This window comes from Sandaracinobacteroides hominis, assembly GCF_016464365.1.
GTDB lineage: Bacteria > Pseudomonadota > Alphaproteobacteria > Sphingomonadales > Sphingomonadaceae > Sandaracinobacteroides > Sandaracinobacteroides hominis.
Map to the genome: position 1 here is coordinate 160,235 of NZ_JADCUC010000006.1, position 20,431 is coordinate 180,665.

The window sequence follows — 20,431 nt, forward strand, 5'->3', positions numbered from 1 at the left end:
GCAACTTTAGGGGGTTTTCCCCCTCAACCGTGCTAGCTTTTCGCGCTTGCGCCTGAGGAAATCGCCAAACCAACCCGCCATCGGGCGAAGCCGCCGATGCTCAGCCGGAAACCTCGCCCGCAAGCGCCAGAAAGCGCGCCGCCGCCCGAAACTGCGCTTCGCGTGCCGAGCGGCTGGCGCTCGCCTCGGCGTCGTCGCCCCACTTTTCCGCCTGCCAATGCTCATCCAGCATGGACGCTGCCCAGGCCGCATCCACGTCCGCGGCGCCTTCGGCCAAAGCCAGCGGAATCACCGCCGACCCGGAAATGGAAACCAGCGGTGACATCGCCGCAAGCGGGAAGGGCGCCAGCGCTGCAAACGCCGCCTCGATCCGCTCCAGAACGGCGGCCGGCTGGTTTACCGGAACGATCCCGGCCGTCACCGCAAAGCCGATATCGAAGCGCTGCTCCGCCCAGCGCAGCAGGGGATCCCACGCCTCCGCCTGTCGCGTCACCAGCGGCGTCGGATGCTCTGCCCGATAGCAAAGCAGGTCGCTTGCCGCATAGCGGGCAAGATCGGCGGCAAAGGCGTCCGGCTCCTCCGCGACGATATCCAGCGCGGCATTCGCAAGCCCCGTCAGCGCCATTTCGCCGGGACGGATTTCCGCGCCCACCTCGCGCCATTCCGCCGCCACGGCCGCCGCAAGCGCGGCCGTCGGCAGCAGCAGCACCCGCTTACCCGGAGTCCTCAGCGCCCGGCCATCCAGCAGCACGGCATGTCCGCCCGCCTGCGCTTCAACCGTCGCCTCCTTCCAGAAGCGCTTCACTTGTCCCCCCGCTTCAGCAGCCGTTGCGGCAGGAACAGCGTGATCCCCGCGCCGGCCGCCATCAGCGCCAGCCCGCCCACCATGCGCAGCATGTCACCGGCGGATTTTCCCGCCACCCACATGCCCAGCAGCACGATCAGGATCCCCGCCAGCCGCACCAGCGTCATCTGCCACAGCCGGACCTCGGCCGGATCGCGCTCAGCCATCGTCGTCAGGCTCCCACCTCAGGATCGCCCGCATCCGCCAGGCGCCCGCCAGGAACAGCAGCCCCGCCAGCAGGCTCGGCAGCTCGTACAGCATCTTCGCCAGCTCGGGCGCGGTGCGGATCAGCCCCCACAGCCCGGCGCCGCCGAACCACATGCCCACCATCAGCAATCCGCGCGCCAGCCAGACGTCCAGCGCCGAAGGCGCCTCGCGCTGCGGCTTCTCTTCCTCAAACATGCATCAGCCGTTTCAGGTCGGCGGCATCGACAGCCACCCCGACGGCGCCCGCTTCCTCCAGCTCATGCCGGTCGTGATAGCCCCAGTCGACACCAATCGCCTTCACGCCGGCCGCAACGCCCATGCCGATATCGAAAACGGTATCGCCGATGATGCAGGCCGCGTCCGCCTGCACCCCGGCTTCGGCCAGGCAGGCGAGCAGCATCGAGGGATTGGGCTTCGATGGATGCCGGTCAGCCGTCTGCAGGCTGATGAACCGGTCGAAGATGCCATGATGCTCCAGGCACAGCTTCAACCCGCGGTCGCTCTTTCCGGTAGCCACCGCCAGCAGCCAGCCTTCGCCGGTAAGGTCGTCCAGCAACTCCCGCACGCCTTCGAACATCGGCTCGGCATCCAGCTTGCTGTCCGCCCTGAGCCGCTGGAAAGCCAGCTTGTAGTCGTCGGCCAGCCGGGTGTGCAGGTCGGAATCCGCCTCCGGCAGCAGCGCCTGCATCGCTTCCACCAGACTGAGGCCCACGACCCGCCGCACCGAATGCGGATCGGGCGCATCCAGCCCCAGCCAGCCGAAACTGTCATCCATTGCGCGCAGAATATTGGCCTGGCTGTCCACCAGCGTTCCGTCGCAATCGAAAACGGCAAGCTTCAAGGGATTCACGAACCAGCGAACTAGGTTCGGGTCAGCGCATCAATTGCCGGTCGAAGGTCGTTGTTGTCCTCGATACGAAGCATACGAACGTCGCGCACGGCGGGAGAAAAACAATCGTAAGTCTTTGTTAGCTCCTGTACCGCAATGACGCAACGAACCGCGTCCACCGTTTCATTGCCAAAATATGTGCTACCTTGCTGCCGTTCAAAGCCGTGCTTCGCAAGGCAATTTCCAATATCGACATAAGCGTTTCGCCATGATGGATTTCGATAAATGGCCTCGAGGGTATTTGTATCGAGATCAAACACGATGGCGTACATTGAACGCTTTCTTGGTTGGTTATGCCCTATTCCCACCATGCGGGAATAAGGCTGAACGGTTTGCGTAACGGGGAGCATTACCGGAGCATAGTCTCAAGGGCCTGTCTGCACCAGTGACAGCATGCTGCCATTTGAATCAGCTGATTATCGCCATCTCATAGAGAAAGTCGACGAAGCCCATGGTCGCACCGGTCAGGCCCTGAACCCTGGGGTTCGTGCTGTCGATGACGAAATATTCGTTCGGGGCATGTGCGCCGCCGCCATGGCCCAGCCCGAACTGCCCCGCCGGGATTGACAGCGGCGGCTGCGTGAAGACGCTTCCCGGCCAGCTCCCCGCCAGCCTCGGCACCAGCGTCGCCTTCGCCCCATATTTCGCATAGACAGCCTGCTGCGCCCGGATGATGCGCGCATCCTCGGCCGTCTCGGTGGGATCATAGCCGCCCGAAACAATCACCTCGATATCGCCAAAGCCGCGCTTCTGCAGATGCGCGCGCAGCTTCGCCTCGGCCTCCTTCGCCGTCTGGTTCGGCACCAGCCGCGCTTCCAGCTTCGCTTCGGCCTTGCCCGGCAGGATGGTCTTGCCGCCGGGCCCGGTATAGCCGGCCACCAGCCCCTGGATGTTCACGGTCGGCTGGCTCGCAAGCCGTTCCAGCGCCTTTTCCCATGGCTCGTTGTCGATCCACATCTTCACGCCATAGGCCGCCTTCGCGTCGGCCTCGCTGCTGGCGGCGGCGTTGATGGCGATCAGCTCCTTCTCGCGCGCCGTCAGCGGCCGCACATTCTCGAACCAGCCGTCGATCGCCGGCGTGTGGCCGTCGGCCTCCACCAGCGTGTTCAGCGCCTGCACCAGATGCCACACAGGGCTGTCCACCATCGCATGGTTGGAGCTGTGGATGTCGCCTGCCGGCCCCTTGCCCCAGCGCGCGCCGCTTGAAATCAGCTGGAACTCCAGCGGCCCCTTCGCCCCCAGATTGATCGCGACATTGCCGTTCGCGCCCTGCCAGGCAGAGGGGATGAATATGCCTTCCGCCTTCTTCAGCGCCTTGAGCACTTCCGGCACCGCAATCACCTCGTGGAAATTCGGAGAGGCAATTTCCTCCTCGCCCTCGGCCACCAGCACCAGGTTCACCGGCAGCTTCTTGCCCGCCTTCCGAAAGGCATGCAGCGCCCCCAGAAAGGCCATCTCCGGCCCCTTCTGGTTCACGGCGCCACGCCCCTGGATGGCGCGCCCCCAGCTCGCCTTGTCGACGATCGCCGCTTCAAACGGAGGCGTCGACCATTCCGACGGGTTCACCTGCTTCACGTCATACATGAAATAGACGCCCAGCGTCCGCTTGGCGCCCGCATCCAGCGTTGCGAAAATGCCCGGCTCGCCGCTGGTCGGGATCTTCTTCACCGTCTGGAAACCGGCGTCCTTCAGGATGCCCATCGTATAGTCGGCAGCTTCCTGCATCTGCCACTTCTCTGCGGCGATCCCCGGATGCCGGATCCAGTCCTGGATGCGCTTCACGCTGGCATCCTTGTCGGCCTCCACGGCCGACAGCAATGCAGAACGGTCCGCCTCCACAGCCGCCTTCACCGCATCGCGCTCGCTTTGCGCAAAGGCTGCCCCCGGCACCACGGCCGCAGCGCCAGCCAGCGCCGTCATCCCCACAAACGCCCTGCGATCCGTTTCCATGCCCATCCCTTTGTTGCTGATTATTTTCCGCGGCTTCTGCGTTCCCCGCGCCGGTTACCGCTGGTCGCACTGCTCATCCGCCGCCGCTTCGGCTTCGGCCCTTCGGGCTTGTCCGGCGCGATCGGCAGGTCGGCATCCTCCGGCGAAAAGCCCAGCATCTTCAGCGTGTCGGCAAAGTGGGCGGGCAGATCCGCCTTTACATCCAGCGTCCCGCCATCCGGCAGCCCCAGCACCAGCCGCCGCGCATGCAGGTGCATCTTGCGCGAAACGCCGCCCGTCAGGAAGGCTTCCGTCCCGCCATATTTGCCGTCGCCCACAATCGGCGTGCCGGTCGCCGCTGCATGCACGCGCAACTGGTGCGTCCGCCCGGTCATCGGCTGCATTTCCACGAACGCCGCCTTGTCGGATGCGCGGTCGATCACGCGAAAACGCGATTTGGCGACCAGCCCGGCTTCCTCGTCGACATGCATTTTCTCGCCGCCGGTGCCCGGCTGCTTGCCGATGGGCAGGTCGATCAGCGCATCGTCCAGCTTCGGATGCCCGGCCACCACCGCCCAATACAGCTTCTTGGTGTCCCGCGTCGCAAAGCTCTTCCCGAAATAGGCAGCTGCCCGCGCCGAGCGCGCCAGCAGCAGAACGCCGGAGGTATCCTTGTCCAGCCGGTGCACCAGCTTGGGCCGGCTCTCCGCCTCGAACTGCAAGGCATCCAGCAGACCGTCGACATGCTCGGTGGTCTTGGTGCCGCCCTGCGTCGCCAGCCCCGGCGGCTTGTTGATCACCAGCGCATGCTTGGATTTATGGATCACCAGCCCTTGCGCAAACTCGATCTCCTCCGGGCTCAGCTCGCGCCGCGGCTTAACCGGCCTGGCCGCCAGCTTTGCGCCATCCACCGGCACTGTCTCCGCCGGCGGCACCCGCAGCACCTGCCCCTCGGCCAGCCGGTCGCCCGGCCCGACCCGCGCGCCATCCACACGCAGCTGCCCGGTACGCGCCCAGCGGCTGACCAGGTTGAAGCTCACATCCGCCATGTGCCGCTTGAACCAGCGGTCGACGCGGATGCCGTCGTCGTCGGCAGCGATGGTGAATTCACGACTCATGCAAAAGCCCGTCCAATCTGAAGCCCGGCATACAGCGCGGCCATGCTCACCACCACCGACCCAAGCACATAGGCGGCAACATTGCCCCAGGCGCCCCGTTCCAACATCTGCACCGCGTCGAGGGAAAAGGCGGAAAAGGTCGTGAAGCCGCCAAGCACGCCAGCCGCCAGGAACAGCCGGCTGGTTTCGGTATAGGTGCCGCGCGCGGTCAGCCAGCCCACCAGCAGCCCCATCAGCAGGCCGCCGATGATGTTCACGCCCATCGTGCCAAGCGGCGCGGGCAGCAGCCGATAAAAGCCATAGCGCGCCATCGAGCCAAGCGCCCCGCCCAATCCGACAAGAAGAAGATTCATCACCAGCGAACGCATAGCTCGCGCGCCCGCCGTTGCCAAACACCACTCCGCCGGAAGCCACAGCGGCTGTGCGCCAACCTACCCCCGGCCGGACACTCCGAAGGTCCAGCCCTCCGTTCGCGCAATCGCGTCCATCATCCCCACCGGGCGCCACCATTTCGGCTCGCCCGCCATCCGCCGCAGCGCCGCCGCCGACAGCAGCGCATCGGTCTGGTGGTCATTCAGCCCCTCATCGCACACGCCCTTGCTCCCGAATGCCGCCAGCGCCACATTCAGCCCCGCCGCATCGCGCAGCTTCAACCCGCGCCCACCGGCATGGCGCAGCATCGCCCGGGTATAGATTTCCACCACCGTCCGCTCGCCCGGCGGATCGAACGGCCACACCGCAAAGCTCCCCCGCAACCGATGCAGCAACCGCATCCCGGCAAAGCTCGCCTTGGCAACCTGCGCCGCCCCAACGCAATCGAACAGGGTAGAGGCCTTGCCGCCGCCCCCCGCATTGAAGACGCCCTCGCAAACCCGGAAATGCAGGAAATCCGCTTTCGCCCCGTCCGCCGCCCCCATCCAGAAATGCGCGCGGCCGGCGCCCGCCATGAAATCCCCGGCGCCAAGATCTGCGTCCGCGCACTGCACATCCAGCCAGGCCCAGAATTCAGGCCCGCTCTCGGGTGTCTCCATCCCCGGCAGATAGGCGCCACGGTCCAGAAAAGGCGGCGCAAAGGAAAAGTCGAATCCGGCCAATACCGTGCCCGGCAACGCCTCCAGCCAATCCGCAATCTCTGCCCGCGCCCAGCCGGCGGGGGAGGGCGGCGGCACCAGCCGGGGCGCGTCCACGCCCCGGCCGGCAACCGCCATGGCTATCCCCCGATGCCGGGCACCCTTCGCGCCCGACCAGTCGATCGCGACGAAATGCTCGAACTCAGGCAGTCGCACGCGATCGACGGCGGGCCATGCAGCCCACCAACCCGAAGCCGGCAATCAGCATCGCCCAGCTCTTCGGCTCCGGCACCACGCCGAACATCAGCCGCGTATCGGCGCTGAAATCCGGGTTCGCCAGCACGTCGAACTTCAGGTTCCACCCCAGCGCATCGAACGCCGCCAGATCCAGCGAATTGACCCGGCCCATCTCGCCCCGGCGGGAAGTCGGGTCCATCATCCCCAAGCCCTCCTTCCAGTGCGAGGCCTGCTGCCCGTCGCCCCAGTTCACGCCGGTCGAAAAGGCGCCACCCAACAACGCCGTTGCCCCGCCGTCGATCGAGAAGAAGGGAGCGCCGCCCATCGACCAGTCCAGCCCCAGTTCGCTATAGCGGAACAGATCCATTCCGTGCCCGATCCAGTCATAGTTCCAGTTATAGCCATAGGAAGGCGCAAAGGCGTCGTAATAGTCGACACCTGAAGTAAAGCCCATGATGTGGCCGAGTTCGTGGAAGGCGGTGAAGGTGAAATCATAGAAACCGCCCGAAATGCCGTCTGTCGGATCGAAATCGAAATTCAGATCGGAATTGAAATTGATCGAGCCGTCCTTTAAGCCGTCGACATAGACCAGCCCCAGCGCCTTCCCCTGCGCCCAGGTCACGCCATAGCGCTGGTTGTTCCAGCTGCCATCGTTATCCCAGATGCGCGAGAACGGATCTGCCCCGGTCTGGTTGACGGCATCGGTATAGCCCGGCTTCCACATGCCGATGGAGCCGCCGCTGGCATCCGGCAGATGCGCGATGGCGGTTGCATCCAGCGCCGAGTTCCCGACGGCGCCCATCGCGCCGACGATCACGCCCACATTGTCGACATGGTAGTAATTGCTGGTGCCGCCGATCGGCCCGTTCACGCCCTGCCCGTAAAAGCTCACGTCGATGCGCAGCGTGGTGTCGGTCGTCACCAACGATTCCCAGAAGTCCGCGGCCTTTCGAAAACTGTTGTAGGCGGCAGTATCGCCGGCCAGCCCGCCCTGGTCCAACAGGTCGATCTTCAGCGCCGAAGCAGGCGCGGAAATCGCCGAAACCAACAGCGCGGCAGCAAGTGCAATTCGCATAAACAAGACCCCCATAGATTCCGCCGAACCCCTTCGGCGTTGCCGGATGCTTCGCGCATGCAGCACACAAGTCAATATCCATCCGCCATCCGGGAACATCGGCCGCGCCCATCCGTTGGCAGCCAGGGGCCGCACGTAGCGACGAGCGCTAAGGCAAACGTGCGGCTTCTCCCTTCAGCCAGGCTTTCGGCGCCCTCCGTTCCCATGCCTCCCGCAACAGCGCAGCTTGCCTTCAACGTGATCTAGGACGTGAACTCCTAAACTGGAGGCGTTTTGATGGCCCGGAGAGGCAAAATCGGCGTTGGCGCCGGCCGAAGGCGGGGCTTTGCCCCCCGGCGAGGCCGGTGACGGCGTTGATTTTGCCTCTCCGGGCCACCGAAGGCGTGGTTTACAGCCCCGATCCAGCGCTCGCTGCGCTTGCCAGCTACCATAAGGTAGCCGGACTGCGCTTGCTCACTCGTCTCGGGGCTGTAAACCACGTCAAAATGCCTCCAGTTTAGGAGTTCACGTCCTAGCCGCGCTCCCGGCGAAGACTCTCCCAAAAGGCGAGCCTTTCGCCGATGCGCTTTTCCATCCCCCGTTCGGTCGGCCGATACAGTTCCTGCCGGCCCATCCCCTCGGGCCAATAGTTGTCGCCGGAAAATCCATGCTCGCTGTCATGGTCATAGGCATAGCCCTTGCCATGCCCCAGCTCCTTCATCAGCCGGGTAGGGGCGTTCACGATATTCCTGGGCGGCGGCAGGCTGCCGCTCTCCCGCGCCAGCTTCCACGCCCCCTTCTGCGCCACATAGGCGGCGTTCGATTTCGGCGCCGTTGCCAGATACAGGCAGGCCTGCGCAATCGCCAGCTCGCCCTCCGGGCTGCCCAGGAAATCATAGCTCTCCTTCGCCGCCAGCGTCACCACCAGCGCGTTGGAATCCGCAAGGCCCACATCCTCAGAGGCAAAGCGCACCAGCCGCCGCAGCACGTAAAGCGGCTGCTCACCAGCCACCAGCATCCGCGCCAACCAATAGAGCGCTGCATCCGGGTCCGACCCGCGCAACGACTTATGCAGCGCAGAAATCAGATCGTAATGCCCGTCCCGATCCTTGTCATACACCGGCACCCGCCGCTGCAGCACGGCCGCCATCGCCACCCGGTCCAGCGGCTCCGGTACGTCCAACGAAAGCAAAGTCTCCGCCTGCCCCAGCAGGAAACGCCCATCGCCGTCCGCCCCCGCCAGCAAAGCCCCGCGCGCGTCCGCCGTCAGCGGCAATTCCCGCCCCTCGCCGGCCTCCGCCCGCACCAGCAGCGCGTCCAGCGCCGCCTCGTCCAGCCGATTCAGCACCAGAACCTGCGCCCGCGAAAGAATGGCGGCGTTCAGCTCGAAACTGGGATTTTCGGTCGTCGCGCCCACCAGCGTGATCGTCCCATCCTCTATCGGCCCCAGGAACCCATCCTGCTGGCTGCGATTGAAGCGATGGATTTCATCCACGAACAGCAAGGTCCGCGTCCCCGCCACCCGCGCCGCGGCAAAGATCGCCTTCAGGTCGGCAGTCGACGTCATCACCGCCGAAACGCCGACGAACCGGTATCCGGTGGCCTCCGCCAGCAGCCGCGCAATGGTCGTCTTGCCAGTCCCCGGCGGGCCCCACAGGATCAGGTTCGGCAGCCTGCCGGCCGCCACCATCCGCGTCAGCGCCCCGTCCGGCCCCAGCAGATGATCCTGCCCCACGACATCGGCCAGCGAACCCGGACGCAACCGTTCCGGCAACGGCGCCCGCCGCTCATTCGTTTCCCCTGCAAACAGATCCGCCATGCCCCAGCCTATGCTCCGGCAGGGCTTGCGGTGGAAGCTACTTCCGCGCCCGGCTGACCACCGATTCCGGCAGATCCTCGCCAAACACCCGCTGGTAATATTCCGCCACGATCCCCCGCTCCGCTTCGTCGCAGCGGTTCAGGAAGCTCGCGCGGAAAGCAAAGCCGACATTCTTGAAGATGTCGGCATTCTGCGCCCAGGTGATCACCGTCCGCGGGCTCATCACCGTAGAGATGTCTCCGGCGATGAAGCCCTGCCGGGTCATGTCCGCCACCTTCACCATGTTGGCGACGGTCTTCGGGTCAGCTCCGGGCACCTTGGCGGAAACGATGTTCGTCTCCGTCTCGGCCGGCAGATAGTTCAGGGTTACCACCACGTTCCAGCGGTCCATCTGGCCCTGGTTGATCTGCTGCGTGCCGTGATACAGGCCCGACGTGTCGCCCAGACCGACCGTGTTGGCGGTCGCAAACAGACGGAACCAGGGGTTGGGCCGGATCACCCGGTTCTGGTCCAGCAGCGTCAGCTTGCCTTCCACTTCCAGCACGCGCTGGATCACGAACATCACATCCGGTCGGCCGGCGTCATATTCGTCGAACACGAGCGCGGTGGGGGTCTGCAGCGCCCAGGGCAGCAGCCCCTCGCGGAACTCCGTCACCTGCTTGCCATCGCGCAGCACGATCGCATCCTTGCCCACCAGGTCGATGCGGCTGATGTGGCTGTCCAGGTTGATGCGGATGCACGGCCAGTTCAGCCGCGCCGCCACCTGCTCGATGTGGGTCGATTTGCCAGTGCCGTGATAACCCTGGATCATCACCCGCCGGTTGAAGGCAAAGCCGGCCAGGATCGCCAGCGTCGTGTCTGGATCGAACACATAGGTCGGATCAAGGTCCGGCACCCGCTCGTCGGCGACGCTGAACGCCGGCACCTGCATGTCGATATCCACGCCGAACACCTCGCGGGCATCGACGAAGGTATCGGGCGCAGCCATCTTCGTGGGCGCGTGGCGTTCCGTATCGGCGGCAAGGTTCAGCGAGCTCATGCCTTGTCCGTTGCCCCCGGGGGGCCGAAATCGCAAGTGGATTGATGCGCCGCCAGCCTCCCGGTTGCGGCAGGTTTGCCGCAGCTTTCTGTTCCGCAAGTGCGAAATCTGTCGTATATATCCAAGAGCGCGTTGCCAGTTTGTGGCACAGTTCTTGCGTCAGTATGGTGTTGGGAACGGGGGAGAGCCCCGTTTGCCGAACGGTCGGCGAAAAGAGCCTGCGGGAGGGTTGCACCCCTGCGCCAGCGCCGCCCGTTCAGGCTGATCGGTTTGCGTTGAGTGAAGGGCATCCGGCCGGTCGTCCACAGGGGGCGCCCGTCCGCTCGTGTGCATTTTCAGAATGACAAGAGGGGTTAACATGAACAAGCTTCGCATCACGGCGGCATCGCTCGCCATGGCTACGGCACTCGCTTTTGCCGGCCAGGCTTCCGCCAACACGCTCTATTTCCAGATGAACCCGAACTATTCGGGCGGCGGCCAACGACAGCTGTTCGTGTTCGGCCCGGCCAATTCCACCGGTACCGTCACCAATCCGGGTGGCTTCAGCGAGGCGTTCGATCTCGGCGCCGAAGGCTTCGCCACCATAACCCTGCCGAACGCCGATGAACTCGATCCCGATACCGTCCAAGACCTCGGCTACAAGGTCACCTCTTCCGCAGCGGTCAGCGGCTATTTCCTCAGCCGCCAGACCGCCACCACCGACATGACCTACCTGATCGACGGTGAACGCCTGGGTACCAAATATGTCGTCGCCGGCTACCAGAATATCTACCCCGACCAGATGTCGGTGCAGGCGACTCAGGACAACACCACCGTCACCTTCAAGCCAAAGGGCGGCGCCGAGTTCAACGTCACGCTGAACGCCGGCCAGACCTATATGTATGATGCCTCGCTGCAGCTGACCGGCAGCATGATCGACTCAGACAAGCCGATTGCGGTCTTCTCGGGCAACCAGTGCACGAACGTCCCCACTGGTGTCGGCGCCTGCGATCACATCGTCGAGCAGATGCCGTCGGTCGATCAGCTCTCCACCACCTATCTTGTCGCGCAGACGCCCCGCACAGGCACGCTCGGCAACGTCATGCGCATCGTCGCCACCGAAGATGCAACCGACGTGAAGCTGAACGGCACCACCGTTGCCACGCTGAATGCCGGCGAATTCTACGAAGGTCGCGTTTCCGGCGGGCTGCAGGTCGATGCCTCTAAGAAGGTGCTGGTGGCCCAGTATCTGATCGGCCAGGGCCAGGCCAATGCCAACACCGACCCGGCGATGACCATCGTCCCCGGCGCCGACCAGTGGCTTTCCAGCTATGTCTTCGCAACGCCCTCGGGCGTCGCCGATTTCCCGACCGACTTCGTCAGCATCATCATCGAGACCTCCTCGCTTCCAACGCTGACGATCGACGGCACGGTCGCCGATGCCACGCTCTTCAACGCGCTCGGCTCCACCATCTACAGCTATGGCAACATCGACGTGTCAGGCACGACCGGCCCGTTCACGATTTCGGCAGAAACCAAGTTCCAGCTGCTGCTTTCGGGCTTCGACAGCTATGACAGCTACTTCACCTTCGGTGGCGCCGCCTTCGCGCCGGGAGCCTCGCCCGATCCGGAAACCCCGCCTCCACCGCCGCCTTCCCCCACCACCGATGTCTATTGGGATGGCGACGGGCTCGGACGCACCTTCAATGGCACGGTCGACGGCGGCGACGGCATTCTCACCAGGAACAGCCCCAACCTCACCGTCGACAACGGCGTCACCAACAACAGCCTGCCGCTGGAGCCGGCCAACGTGATCTTCTCGGTCACGCCCGGCACGGTCACTATCGACGACGTCGATGGCCCGATCTCGGCCGCCGGCGCCCGCTTCCTCGTAAGCGGCTATGTGATCAACGGGGATTCCGTCGCCATGGTGGGCGATGCACCCACCCTGCAAGTCGGCACCGACGACGATGCGACCGCCGGCTTCATCGCCACCGTCAACAACGTCCTTACCGGTGAAGATGGCCTCACTAAGTCAGGCAAGGGCACCCTCTATCTGAACGGCGTCAACACCTATTCCGGCGGCACCACGGTTTCCGCCGGCACGCTGGTCGGCAACACCACCAGCTTTGGCACCGGCGCCATCGCCAACAACGCCACGCTGGTGTTCGATCAGGCAACCGACGCCAGCTTCGGCGCCGGCATCAACGGCAGCGGCGTCCTGATGAAACAAGGAGCGGGGCGGCTGACGATCGAGGGCACCAACGGCCTCACCGGAGGCACCTGGGTCAATGCAGGCGGCCTGCACGTCACCGGCACGCTTGCCAGCTCCATCGTCACCGTCGCGTCTGGCGCCCGCCTGTCGGGCACCGGCACGGTTGGCGGCGTTGTCCTGCAATCGGGCGGCATGGTGCTTCCCGGCGCCTCCATCGGCACGCTGGAAGTCGCCGGCAACTACGAACAGGCAGCCGGCTCGGTCTATGAGGTGGAACTGAACTCGCTCGGCCAGTCCGACCTCATCCACGCCACCGGAACGGCCACGCTGGCGGCCGGCTCCAGCGTCAACGTCGTGAAGCTGGATAGCCCCCGCTATGTGCTCGGCACCCGCTATACGATCCTGTCGGCAGATGGCGGGCTCACCGGCACCTATACCACGATCACCGGCGCCACCGGGGTCTCGGCCTTCATCGGCCTGACTGCCTCCTATGACGCCACCAACGCCTATCTGAACGTTGCGCGTACCCGCAGCTTTGCATCGGCGGGTAACACGGTGAACCAGATCCATGCGGCGAGCGGCGCCGACAACGCCGGCAACGGCGCCATGTACACGGCAATCGCCTATCTGCCCGACAACGCCAGCGCCCAATATGCGTTCGATCAGGTCTCCGGCGAAATCCACGCGTCGCTGCGCGGTGCCACGCTGGAAGACAGCCGCTTCATCCGCGAAGCCATGATCAACCGTACCGTGGGCTCGCCGACGCCGGGCAAGGGCCTGTTCTTCCACGCCTATGGAAGCTGGGGCACCTTCGACGGCGACGGCAACGCAGCGGATGTAAAGCGCGATATCGGCGGCTTCTTCATCGGCGGCGAAATGGTGAACGACAGCGGCCTCATCCTCGGCGCATTGGCGGGCTATGGCGAAGCCAAGATCAAGGTGTCGGACCGCAACTCCAAGGCCGACACCGCCGATACCCAGCTCGGCGGCTATGTCGGCTTCAACGCGCTCGGGTTCACCATGCGCGGCGGCCTCGCCTATATGTGGCGCGATGTGAAGACGGTGCGCACGCCGGGCTTCACCGGCTTCTCGGACACCCTCACCGCCAAGTACAACAGCAACCTGTTCCAGCTGTTCGGTGATGCCGGCTACAAGATTCAGGCCGGCGGCATCGGGCTGGAGCCCTTCTTCCAGCTCGCCTATATCAAGCTGGAGGGCGGCGACTTCAGCGAGCGCGGCGGAAGCGCTGCTCTTCAGGGTCTCGGCGCCAATTCCACCAACTATTGGCTCACCCAGCTGGGCAGCCGCTTCAACGTCGGCTTCGGCAGCGGCGGCCTCGGCCTCTCCGGTTCGCTCGGCTGGCGCCACCTCGCCGGCGGAGACAAGAGCACCCCGGTTTCGCTCGGCTTCGCCTCCGGCCCCGCGTTCGACATCTATGGCGCCCCGATCGCCAAGGACGTCGCCGCCATGAGCCTGGCGCTGACAGGCAAGATCGGCACCAACATCGACATCGACGTCGGCTACAGCGGCCAGGCAGGCAACGGCGCCTCGGATCACGGCATCCGCGCGGCTGTAGCTTTCCGCTTCTAGCTCGATCTCCGGGCTAAAGGGGGCCGGCGGGAGCAATCCCGCCGGCCTTCGCACGTCAGTTCTGGGCCACCTGGAAGCGGAAATTCTGCGTCATGGCACTGCAGCCCACATCGTTTCCGGGGCGGAACACGGGCTGATAGCGAAGCTGAAGCGCGCCTTTCTCCGTTGCCGGTCCAAACACGAACGGCGGGGCAGCCATCACTGTCCGGGCGTTTCTGGGTTTGCCGTCCGTGCCGATGTCAAACTCCACCTTGGTCAAGCCGCCGGACCCCCAGCGCCGGGCATCCTGCGGAAAGATGCTGGCGCTCACCTGACGGTTCTGGATCGTCGGCTGCACGTCCACCAGCGCACATTGTTCGGGGCTGAGGCCGGTCGCGGCAAGGGCGGCCGCCGCCGCATTCAGGTCCTTTCGTGCCGCGGCAATGTTCGACAGGCGCAACAGCGCGGCCGTGCGGATCGGATCCACGCGCCCGAGTTTCTCCTCCGGCGTTGCCACAATCGCGTCGAGCACCTTCTCCGCCTCCTGCGGCGTTCGATCTTCCTGCAGGGCCTCCGCCAGCTCCAGACGCAGGAATTGAGTCATGCGGGCATCGGGTCGCGCAGCCGCTTCCTGCGCCGTCAGCCGGGCAAGCCCTTCCCGCAGCGCCTTGTCGCTGTCCTTCCCTTGCTCTGCCCGGATGCGCACCAGCCGATAGTTCATGACTGCCATCAGAAACGGATCCGCCCCGGCCTTGTGCAGCAAGGCAAGGGCGCGTTCCGTCCAGCCTGCGCGCTCGGCAGGGGGCGCGGCCTGATTGGCGCCCAACCGGCTCAAGGGCACCAGCAGCTGCGGGCTTTCCACCCCGTCGGCCTTTTCGCGTGCCGCCAGCTCGGCCTTTTCCTGCGGCAGTGCGCTGGTATCCGCCTGGGCACCCGGCGGCATCGGCCGCAGCTGCAGCCGCGCCCATGCCTCGCCATGTTCGGTCTGCAGGCTGTCCTGAATCGGATCCGAATTCGACCGCGCGTTGGAACAGCGCACCTCCACGCGCAGCGACTGCCTCCAGAAGGGTTCCACCTTGGCAAGATTTTCCGGCTGCCAGTACCAGCTGCGGGCGGCCTGCACGAACTGCGTTTCCGGGCCGGCGCCCAGGCCGTCCGGCCGCTTGCCATCGGCCCGCTTCACATAGATCGGGGTGGCGGCGCGAACGCGACCGTCGTTGTTGATGGCGAACTCCACTACTGCAACATCGTTCGGGTCCAGGCCGGTTCCCGTCCCGCACGAAGGCAGCTCCATCCAGCGCGCCGACGACAGGCCCTGCGTCACCAGGCTGCCACCCCCCGAATAGGCAACAAGTTCCTGATGCAGGGCCGACAACCCCAGCAGATGGGCGGCGATGGCGGCATCCGCCCGGACGCGTATGTCGGTAACATCGACCTTCAGGGTCTTGCTGCCGCCGGCCAGCTCCATGGCCTTGCGCAAAAACGGCATCGCATCGGCAGGGCGGCCATCGTTCAGGTCCACGCGGGCGCGCAGGGAATTCAGCAACGCCAGCGTCTTCCTGTCCTTGCCCCATGTATCTGCCGGCAAGGCAATCAAGCCATCCAGCTCGCGCCGGGCCTTGCCCGGATCGGTCCAGATCAGCGCCCGCGCCATCCCGGTACGCAGTACGATGTCCTGCCGGCTCCCATGCTCCGGCTTCAGCAGATTCAGTGCCGCACCATAGTCGGCAGCGGCATCCTTGAACTGCCCCAGCGCTTCATGCGCGCGGGCCCGGTTGCTCAGCGCATCCGCCTGCTCGATTACGTCGGCCGGCGTTCCGGTATCAAAGATTGCAATCGCCTCGGTCAGCAACGGAATCGCAGCTTCCTGCTCGCCATCCATCACCAGCGTCGAACCCAGCCGGGATTTCACAACCCCCACCGATCGGCTCTTGCTGGCCTTCATCCGCTTCAGCAGCGCCTCGAACTTCGCGCGTGCTGCCACGACGTCCTGCTCGTCCAGAGCCTTCTGCGCCGCGTCGAAATCCTGCTGAACCGTCTGCGCCGCAACCGGCCCGGCCAACAACAGCGCCAGCGGCGCCCAAATCGATAGAGTACGCAACCAATATCCCCCTCGAACTCTCGCGTGCACACTATCCATTCGCGGCAACACCGCCAAGTGACGGGGTTCCGCTTTCTGCCACGCCGCATTAAGCAGCGATCATGCGCCTAGCCGATTGCAACAATGTCCAGGATTTCCGCCGCCTTGCCCGCAAGAAGCTGCCCGGTCCGGTCTTCCACTATATCGATGGCGCTGCCGACGACGAACTGACCAAGGGCCGCAACACCAGCGCCTTCGATGATGTGGATCTCGTCCCCAACGTGCTCGCCGGCGTCTCGGAAATCGACATGTCGGTCACCGTGCTCGGCCGGAAACTCGCCATGCCGCTGTTCCTCAGCCCCACGGCGCTGCAGCGTCTGTTCCACTGGCAGGGCGAGCGCGCCGTCGGCCGCGCCGCCTCCGCCTTCGGCACCTATTTCGGCGTCTCCAGCCTCTCCACCGTCAGCCTCGAGGATATCGGCGCCACGGTGAACGGCCCCAAGATGCTGCAGCTCTATGTCCACAAGGACGAGGGGCTCAACACCAGCCTCGTGGAACGTGCGAAAGCCTCCGGCTTCGATTGCCTGACCCTCACCGTCGATACCATCGTCGGCGGCAACCGCGAGCGCTGCCTGAACACCGGTTTCACCAGCCCGCCGCGCTTCACTGCGTCCAGCGTCTGGGAATATGCGACCAAGCCCGGCTGGGCGCTGAACTACCTGTTCCGCGAACGCTTCAGCCTCCCCAATCTCGAAGGATATCTGGCCGAAGGCAGCAGCAAATCCATGTCGGTGGCGGACTATTTCACCCAGATGCTCGATCAGACGCTGGATTGGAAGCGCGCCGACGCCATCCGCAAGAACTGGGGCGACAAGCCCTTCTGCCTGAAGGGCGTGATGAGCGTGGAGGACGCCAGGCGCGCGATAGACATCGGCGCCACCGCCATCATGGTCTCCAACCACGGCGGCCGCCAGCTGGACGGCAGCCGCGCCCCCTTCGACCAGATCGCCGAACTCGCCGATGCGGTGGGCGGCCGGATCGAGATCATCTGCGACGGCGGCATCCAGCGCGGCACCCACGTCCTGAAGGCACTCGCCGCCGGCGCCACAGCCTGCTCCGGGGGCCGCCTCTACCTCTATGCGCTGGCAGCAGCCGGCGAACCCGGGGTCCGCCGCATCCTCACCCGCCTACAGGCAGAGATCGAGCGCGACATGAAACTGATGGGGGTGACGCGCGTCGACCAGCTGGACCGGAGCAAGCTACGGTATCGATGATGTCGAAGATATTTGACATCATGTAGAATTCAGTTTACCAGATGTCGAAGATATTCGACATCTGGAGTCTCGCCATGCCGTTCCGCGAAAAATCCGCCTGGGGAATGGGCCTGCTCTTCCTTGCCATCACCATCTGGTTCATCGGCGCCACCCAGCCGCTCAACTGGCGCTCCGGCGTCGCGCCGCCGCCAGCCGGCCCGCTGATGGCGGTCACATTGTTCAGCATCATCGGCTCCATCGTCATCCAGTCGATCCTCGCCGGCTCCAGCCCCCGGGAGGCCAACGCCCCCGCCGACGAGCGCGAGCGGCAGCTCCTCACCCGCGCCAGCCACCTGTCCGGCCTCGTCCTCGGCGCCGGCTGCATCTCGGCCCTGTTCCATTATCTCGTCCACCGCAGCGGTGACACGCTGTTCCACATCATCCTGCTCAGCCTGCTCATCTCCACCGTCGCCGAATATGCGCTGCAGATCGTCTACTTCCGCCGCGGCCACGGATGACCAGGCGCCCCCCCATCAGCAACCGCGTCCGCTTCTATCGCCTGCTCGCGGATGGCATGACGCAGGCCGAACTCGGTGAGAAAGTCGGCGTCACCCGCCACACCATCATCGCAATAGAGCAGGGCGCCTATTCCCCCAGCCTCGAAACCGCCTTCCGCATCGCTCGCCTGTTCGGCGTCGGAGTCGAGGACATCTTCGGCTGGGAGGGCTAGGCGAGGGCAGGGGCGCACTCTAACCTCCGGCAAAACGAACCGGGGAGAGAAGAATGCGCAAATGGCTCTGGGCAATACTCGGCCTGATCGGCCTCGCCATCGTCGCCTTTTTCGCCTTTGCGCCCGGCATCCTCGAATCCCGCACCAATAAGATCGACGGAAAGCCGCTCCTCCCCGTCTCCGCCGAGGCAAAGGCGCTGCACAAGACGCTGCGCATCGTCGATCTCCACTCAGACACCCTCATGTGGAAGCGCGACATCCTGAAGCGCGCCGACCGCGGCCACGAGGACCTGCCGCGCCTGCAGCAGGGCAACGTCACCCTGCAGCTGCTCTCCAGCGTCACCAAATCCCCGCGCGGCCAGAACTATGACGGCAACACCGGCGAAACCGACAACATCACCCCGCTCGTCATCGCCCAGCTGCAACCGCCGCGCACCTGGTTCTCCCTCACCGAACGCTCGCTCTACCACGCCGAAAAGCTCGATCGCGCCGTCGCGAACTCCAACGACCGCCTGCTGAAGGTGCAGGATGCAACCTCCCTCGATTCACTTCTCGCCAGACGCAATGGCAACAGCCTTCCCGTGGGCGCGATGCTCACCATCGAAGGCCTGCAAAACCTCGAAGGCCGCATCGAGAATCTCGACAAGCTCTACGACGCCGGCTTCCGCATGGCCGGCCTCACCCACTTCTTCGACAACGAGCTCTCCGGCTCCATGCACGGCGTCGACAAGGGCGGCCTCACTCCGCTGGGTCGGCAGGTCATCCGCCGCATGGAAGACAAGGGCATGCTCGTCGACGTCGCCCACATCTCGCACAAGGCACTCGCCGAAGTCATCGCCATCGCCCGCCGTCCCGTCGTCTCCAGCCATGGCGGCGTGCAGGCCATCTGCAAGACCAACCGCAACCTCTCCGACGACGAAATCCGCGGCGTAGCCCGCACAGGAGGCTTGATCGGCATCGGCTATTGGGACGGCGCCCTGTGCGGCACAGACCCGCGCATCGCCGCCAGATCGATGAAGCACGTCCGCGACCTCGTCGGCATCCAGCACGTCGCACTGGGCAGCGATTACGACGGCGCCACCACCGTGCGCTTCGACACCAGCCACCTCGAACAGATCACCCAGGCCCTGCTGGACGAAGGCTTCACCCAGCAAGAAATCCACGCCGTCATGGGCGAAAATGCGCTGCGCGTGCTGCGCGCCGGTATCCAGCCGCTATAGCCCCCCTTTGCCTCGGCTCCCCGCCGCACCGCCCGCGCCAGGTAACCCGGGTTCACGGCCTAGGCAGACGGCTTGAAGGCGGGGCTCGTTTCCAGATGCGCAAGCGCTTCGGCCAGCGCCTGGAAGCGGGCCTCATGCTCCCGGCTGCCCTCGTTCGCATCCGGGTGATAGCGGCGGGCAAGCTGGCGGAACTTGGACTTTATCTCCTTCAAGGTCGCGGTTTCCGGAAGCCCCAGCTTCGCCAGCGCCTGCCGGTCCTCGCGCGACAGCCGGCTGGCCGGCCGCGCGGCATTCGCCGTCTTCCAGCGCAACACCCCCAGCGTGTCCTCCACCCGTTCGTCACCGGCCATCGCATTGTGCGCAAAGGCGCGCGTCTCCCGGTCCCAGGTGGGGAAGGGCGACTGCGCCTGCCAGATCTCGTCCTCGCTCATGCCGTCAAACCAGTTCCAGCCGGCATTGAAGGCGCGCACATGCTCCAGGCAGAAATATTGCCACTCCGGCGGCTCCCCTGCCGAACGGCCCGGCCGGTTCAATGGTGCACGATAATCCCCCGGCTCGGTGCAACCCGGGTGCGCACAGGCCCGATTTCCCGGATAAGCACCCCCCTTCGCCTTCACCGCTTCCCTTTCATCGCCCGCAAAACACCGCATATAGGGGGCCAACACAGGATTGGGAGCCGAAGATGGGCGAAGTGCAGGACGAAATCGAACTGAGGCTGCGCGAGAATTTCAGCCCGACAAAGCTGGTCGTCACCAACGACAGCGCCAAACACGCCGGCCATATGGGCGATGATGGCAGCGGCGAAAGCCACTTCACCGTCGAGATCGAGTGCGCCCTGTTTGCCACCATGAACCGCGTGGAACGCCAGCGAGCCGTAAACCGGGCACTCGCCGACCTTCTGGAAAACCGTATCCACGCGCTCGCGATCAAGGCGGGCGCCTGACGGAACAATTTCCCCTGGTCCCCGTTGCTGACATATGAGCAAGGCATCAGATATCCATCCGCTGGCTCCAGATGTGGAAACTCCGCAAGAGGCGCTGGAAAACACCACCCAGGCCGTGAAGGTTCGCGGCGCCGTGGAGATCGGCGCGATGCGATGGGTACTTGGCATCGGCATCGCGCTTGCGGTTCTGGCATTCGCCGCCGCCTATCTGCTGGGATATCTGCCCTACAGATAGC

20 protein-coding genes and 2 pseudogenes are annotated in these 20,431 nt (G+C 65.0%); 7 read left to right on the top strand and 15 right to left on the bottom strand.

Annotation, left to right across the window (positions count from 1 at the left end):
* Positions 1-100: 100 nt before the first annotated feature.
* From IM784_RS13465 to cobS, 13 genes and pseudogenes are all read right to left on the bottom strand, one after another.
* Positions 101-805 carry an ATP12 family protein gene (locus IM784_RS13465; protein WP_199555860.1) on the bottom strand — a complete coding sequence of 235 codons (705 nt, stop codon included), beginning with the start codon at positions 803-805 and terminating at the stop codon, positions 101-103.
* Positions 802-1,011 carry a hypothetical protein gene (locus IM784_RS13470; RefSeq protein ID WP_199555861.1) on the bottom strand — a complete coding sequence of 70 codons (210 nt, stop codon included), beginning with the start codon at positions 1,009-1,011 and terminating at the stop codon, positions 802-804. Before IM784_RS13470 ends, IM784_RS13465 begins: the two co-directional genes overlap by 4 nt.
* Positions 1,004-1,246, bottom strand: coding sequence for a hypothetical protein (locus IM784_RS13475; RefSeq protein WP_199555862.1), 243 nt, complete (start codon positions 1,244-1,246; stop codon positions 1,004-1,006). Before IM784_RS13475 ends, IM784_RS13470 begins: the two co-directional genes overlap by 8 nt.
* A complete protein-coding gene (locus IM784_RS13480) occupies positions 1,239-1,901 on the bottom strand; it encodes an HAD-IA family hydrolase (RefSeq protein ID WP_328799537.1) in 663 nt (220 codons plus the stop codon). Before IM784_RS13480 ends, IM784_RS13475 begins: the two co-directional genes overlap by 8 nt.
* Before the next feature lie 11 nt (positions 1,902-1,912).
* Positions 1,913-2,212, bottom strand: coding sequence for a virulence factor (locus IM784_RS13485; protein ID WP_235977253.1), 300 nt, complete (start codon positions 2,210-2,212; stop codon positions 1,913-1,915).
* Between the two features lie 136 nt (positions 2,213-2,348).
* Entirely contained in the window at positions 2,349-3,890 is a 1,542-nt protein-coding gene (locus tag IM784_RS13490; protein ID WP_199555863.1) for a M20/M25/M40 family metallo-hydrolase, read from the bottom strand.
* A gap of 20 nt (positions 3,891-3,910) precedes the next feature.
* Complete coding sequence (locus tag IM784_RS13495) at positions 3,911-4,987, bottom strand: RluA family pseudouridine synthase (RefSeq protein WP_199555864.1); 1,077 nt, start codon at positions 4,985-4,987, stop codon at positions 3,911-3,913.
* Positions 4,984-5,340, bottom strand: coding sequence for a fluoride efflux transporter FluC (locus IM784_RS13500; protein WP_199555958.1), 357 nt, complete (start codon positions 5,338-5,340; stop codon positions 4,984-4,986). The genes IM784_RS13495 and IM784_RS13500 overlap by 4 nt, the downstream gene beginning before the upstream one ends.
* 78 nt (positions 5,341-5,418) lie before the next feature.
* Positions 5,419-6,267 carry a hypothetical protein gene (locus tag IM784_RS13505; protein WP_199555959.1) on the bottom strand — a complete coding sequence of 283 codons (849 nt, stop codon included), beginning with the start codon at positions 6,265-6,267 and terminating at the stop codon, positions 5,419-5,421.
* A pseudogene (locus IM784_RS17775) lies at positions 6,260-6,352 on the bottom strand (PEPxxWA-CTERM sorting domain-containing protein); the annotation flags it as partial. The pseudogene IM784_RS17775 and the gene IM784_RS13505, both read right to left, overlap by 8 nt.
* Before the next feature lie 72 nt (positions 6,353-6,424).
* Positions 6,425-7,468, bottom strand: a pseudogene (locus tag IM784_RS13510) (NF038122 family metalloprotease); the annotation flags it as partial.
* Between the two features lie 412 nt (positions 7,469-7,880).
* The gene (locus IM784_RS13515; protein ID WP_199555866.1) at positions 7,881-9,167 is read right to left on the bottom strand and encodes a replication-associated recombination protein A; all 1,287 of its coding nucleotides are present in this window, start codon (positions 9,165-9,167) and stop codon (positions 7,881-7,883) included.
* Positions 9,168-9,204: 37 nt separating this feature from the next.
* The gene (cobS, locus tag IM784_RS13520) at positions 9,205-10,206 is read right to left on the bottom strand and encodes a cobaltochelatase subunit CobS (protein WP_235977264.1); all 1,002 of its coding nucleotides are present in this window, start codon (positions 10,204-10,206) and stop codon (positions 9,205-9,207) included.
* A 358-nt stretch (positions 10,207-10,564) separates the two neighbouring features.
* Between cobS and IM784_RS13525 the strand changes: the two genes are divergently transcribed.
* A complete protein-coding gene (locus IM784_RS13525) occupies positions 10,565-13,990 on the top strand; it encodes an autotransporter domain-containing protein (protein WP_199555867.1) in 3,426 nt (1,141 codons plus the stop codon).
* Between the two features lie 55 nt (positions 13,991-14,045).
* On the opposite strand, the gene IM784_RS13530 is transcribed toward IM784_RS13525, so the two are convergent.
* Positions 14,046-16,070 (bottom strand): energy transducer TonB, encoded by a 2,025-nt coding sequence (locus IM784_RS13530; protein WP_199555868.1) that lies wholly within the window; start codon positions 16,068-16,070, stop codon positions 14,046-14,048.
* Positions 16,071-16,171: 101 nt separating this feature from the next.
* Here IM784_RS13530 and IM784_RS13535 point away from each other — a divergent pair, with 101 nt between their 5' ends.
* Genes IM784_RS13535 through IM784_RS13550 form a run of 4 tightly spaced genes read left to right on the top strand, consistent with a single transcriptional unit; the run spans position 16,172 to position 19,252 of the window.
* Positions 16,172-17,323, top strand: coding sequence for an alpha-hydroxy acid oxidase (locus tag IM784_RS13535; protein ID WP_199555869.1), 1,152 nt, complete (start codon positions 16,172-16,174; stop codon positions 17,321-17,323).
* Between the two features lie 41 nt (positions 17,324-17,364).
* Entirely contained in the window at positions 17,365-17,820 is a 456-nt protein-coding gene (locus IM784_RS13540; protein ID WP_235977266.1) for a hypothetical protein, read from the top strand.
* Positions 17,817-18,032, top strand: coding sequence for a helix-turn-helix transcriptional regulator (locus IM784_RS13545; RefSeq protein WP_199555870.1), 216 nt, complete (start codon positions 17,817-17,819; stop codon positions 18,030-18,032). The genes IM784_RS13540 and IM784_RS13545 overlap by 4 nt, the downstream gene beginning before the upstream one ends.
* A 53-nt stretch (positions 18,033-18,085) precedes the next feature.
* Complete coding sequence (locus tag IM784_RS13550; protein WP_199555871.1) at positions 18,086-19,252, top strand: dipeptidase; 1,167 nt, start codon at positions 18,086-18,088, stop codon at positions 19,250-19,252.
* Positions 19,253-19,311: 59 nt separating this feature from the next.
* Here IM784_RS13550 and IM784_RS13555 read toward each other — a convergent pair whose 3' ends face one another.
* Entirely contained in the window at positions 19,312-19,785 is a 474-nt protein-coding gene (locus IM784_RS13555) for a J domain-containing protein (RefSeq protein WP_235977275.1), read from the bottom strand.
* A gap of 149 nt (positions 19,786-19,934) precedes the next feature.
* Between IM784_RS13555 and IM784_RS13560 the strand changes: the two genes are divergently transcribed.
* On the top strand, positions 19,935-20,195 hold the full coding sequence (locus IM784_RS13560) for a BolA family protein (RefSeq protein WP_199555873.1): 261 nt from the start codon (positions 19,935-19,937) through the stop codon (positions 20,193-20,195).
* Between the two features lie 34 nt (positions 20,196-20,229).
* Positions 20,230-20,430: a hypothetical protein gene (locus IM784_RS13565; RefSeq protein ID WP_199555874.1), complete on the top strand. Its 201-nt coding sequence runs from the start codon at positions 20,230-20,232 to the stop codon at positions 20,428-20,430.
* Position 20,431: the final 1 nt, after the last annotated feature.

Excerpts from the sequence above, each read along its gene's own strand:
- IM784_RS13470 (WP_199555861.1), bottom strand. The coding sequence starts at position 1,011 with ATGGCTGAGCGCGATCCGGCCGAGGTCCGGCTGTGGCAGATGACGCTG.
- IM784_RS13475 (WP_199555862.1), bottom strand. The coding sequence starts at position 1,246 with ATGTTTGAGGAAGAGAAGCCGCAGCGCGAGGCGCCTTCGGCGCTGGAC.
- IM784_RS13485 (WP_235977253.1), bottom strand. The coding sequence starts at position 2,212 with ATGTACGCCATCGTGTTTGATCTCGATACAAATACCCTCGAGGCCATT.
- IM784_RS13490 (WP_199555863.1), bottom strand. The coding sequence starts at position 3,890 with ATGGAAACGGATCGCAGGGCGTTTGTGGGGATGACGGCGCTGGCTGGC.
- IM784_RS13495 (WP_199555864.1), bottom strand. The coding sequence starts at position 4,987 with ATGAGTCGTGAATTCACCATCGCTGCCGACGACGACGGCATCCGCGTC.
- IM784_RS13500 (WP_199555958.1), bottom strand. The coding sequence starts at position 5,340 with ATGAATCTTCTTCTTGTCGGATTGGGCGGGGCGCTTGGCTCGATGGCG.
- IM784_RS13515 (WP_199555866.1), bottom strand. The coding sequence starts at position 9,167 with ATGGCGGATCTGTTTGCAGGGGAAACGAATGAGCGGCGGGCGCCGTTG.
- cobS (WP_235977264.1), bottom strand. The coding sequence starts at position 10,206 with ATGAGCTCGCTGAACCTTGCCGCCGATACGGAACGCCACGCGCCCACG.
- IM784_RS13525 (WP_199555867.1), top strand. The coding sequence starts at position 10,565 with ATGAACAAGCTTCGCATCACGGCGGCATCGCTCGCCATGGCTACGGCA.
- IM784_RS13535 (WP_199555869.1), top strand. The coding sequence starts at position 16,172 with ATGCGCCTAGCCGATTGCAACAATGTCCAGGATTTCCGCCGCCTTGCC.
- IM784_RS13540 (WP_235977266.1), top strand. The coding sequence starts at position 17,365 with ATGTCGAAGATATTCGACATCTGGAGTCTCGCCATGCCGTTCCGCGAA.
- IM784_RS13545 (WP_199555870.1), top strand. The coding sequence starts at position 17,817 with ATGACCAGGCGCCCCCCCATCAGCAACCGCGTCCGCTTCTATCGCCTG.
- IM784_RS13550 (WP_199555871.1), top strand. The coding sequence starts at position 18,086 with ATGCGCAAATGGCTCTGGGCAATACTCGGCCTGATCGGCCTCGCCATC.
- IM784_RS13560 (WP_199555873.1), top strand. The coding sequence starts at position 19,935 with ATGGGCGAAGTGCAGGACGAAATCGAACTGAGGCTGCGCGAGAATTTC.
- IM784_RS13565 (WP_199555874.1), top strand. The coding sequence starts at position 20,230 with ATGAGCAAGGCATCAGATATCCATCCGCTGGCTCCAGATGTGGAAACT.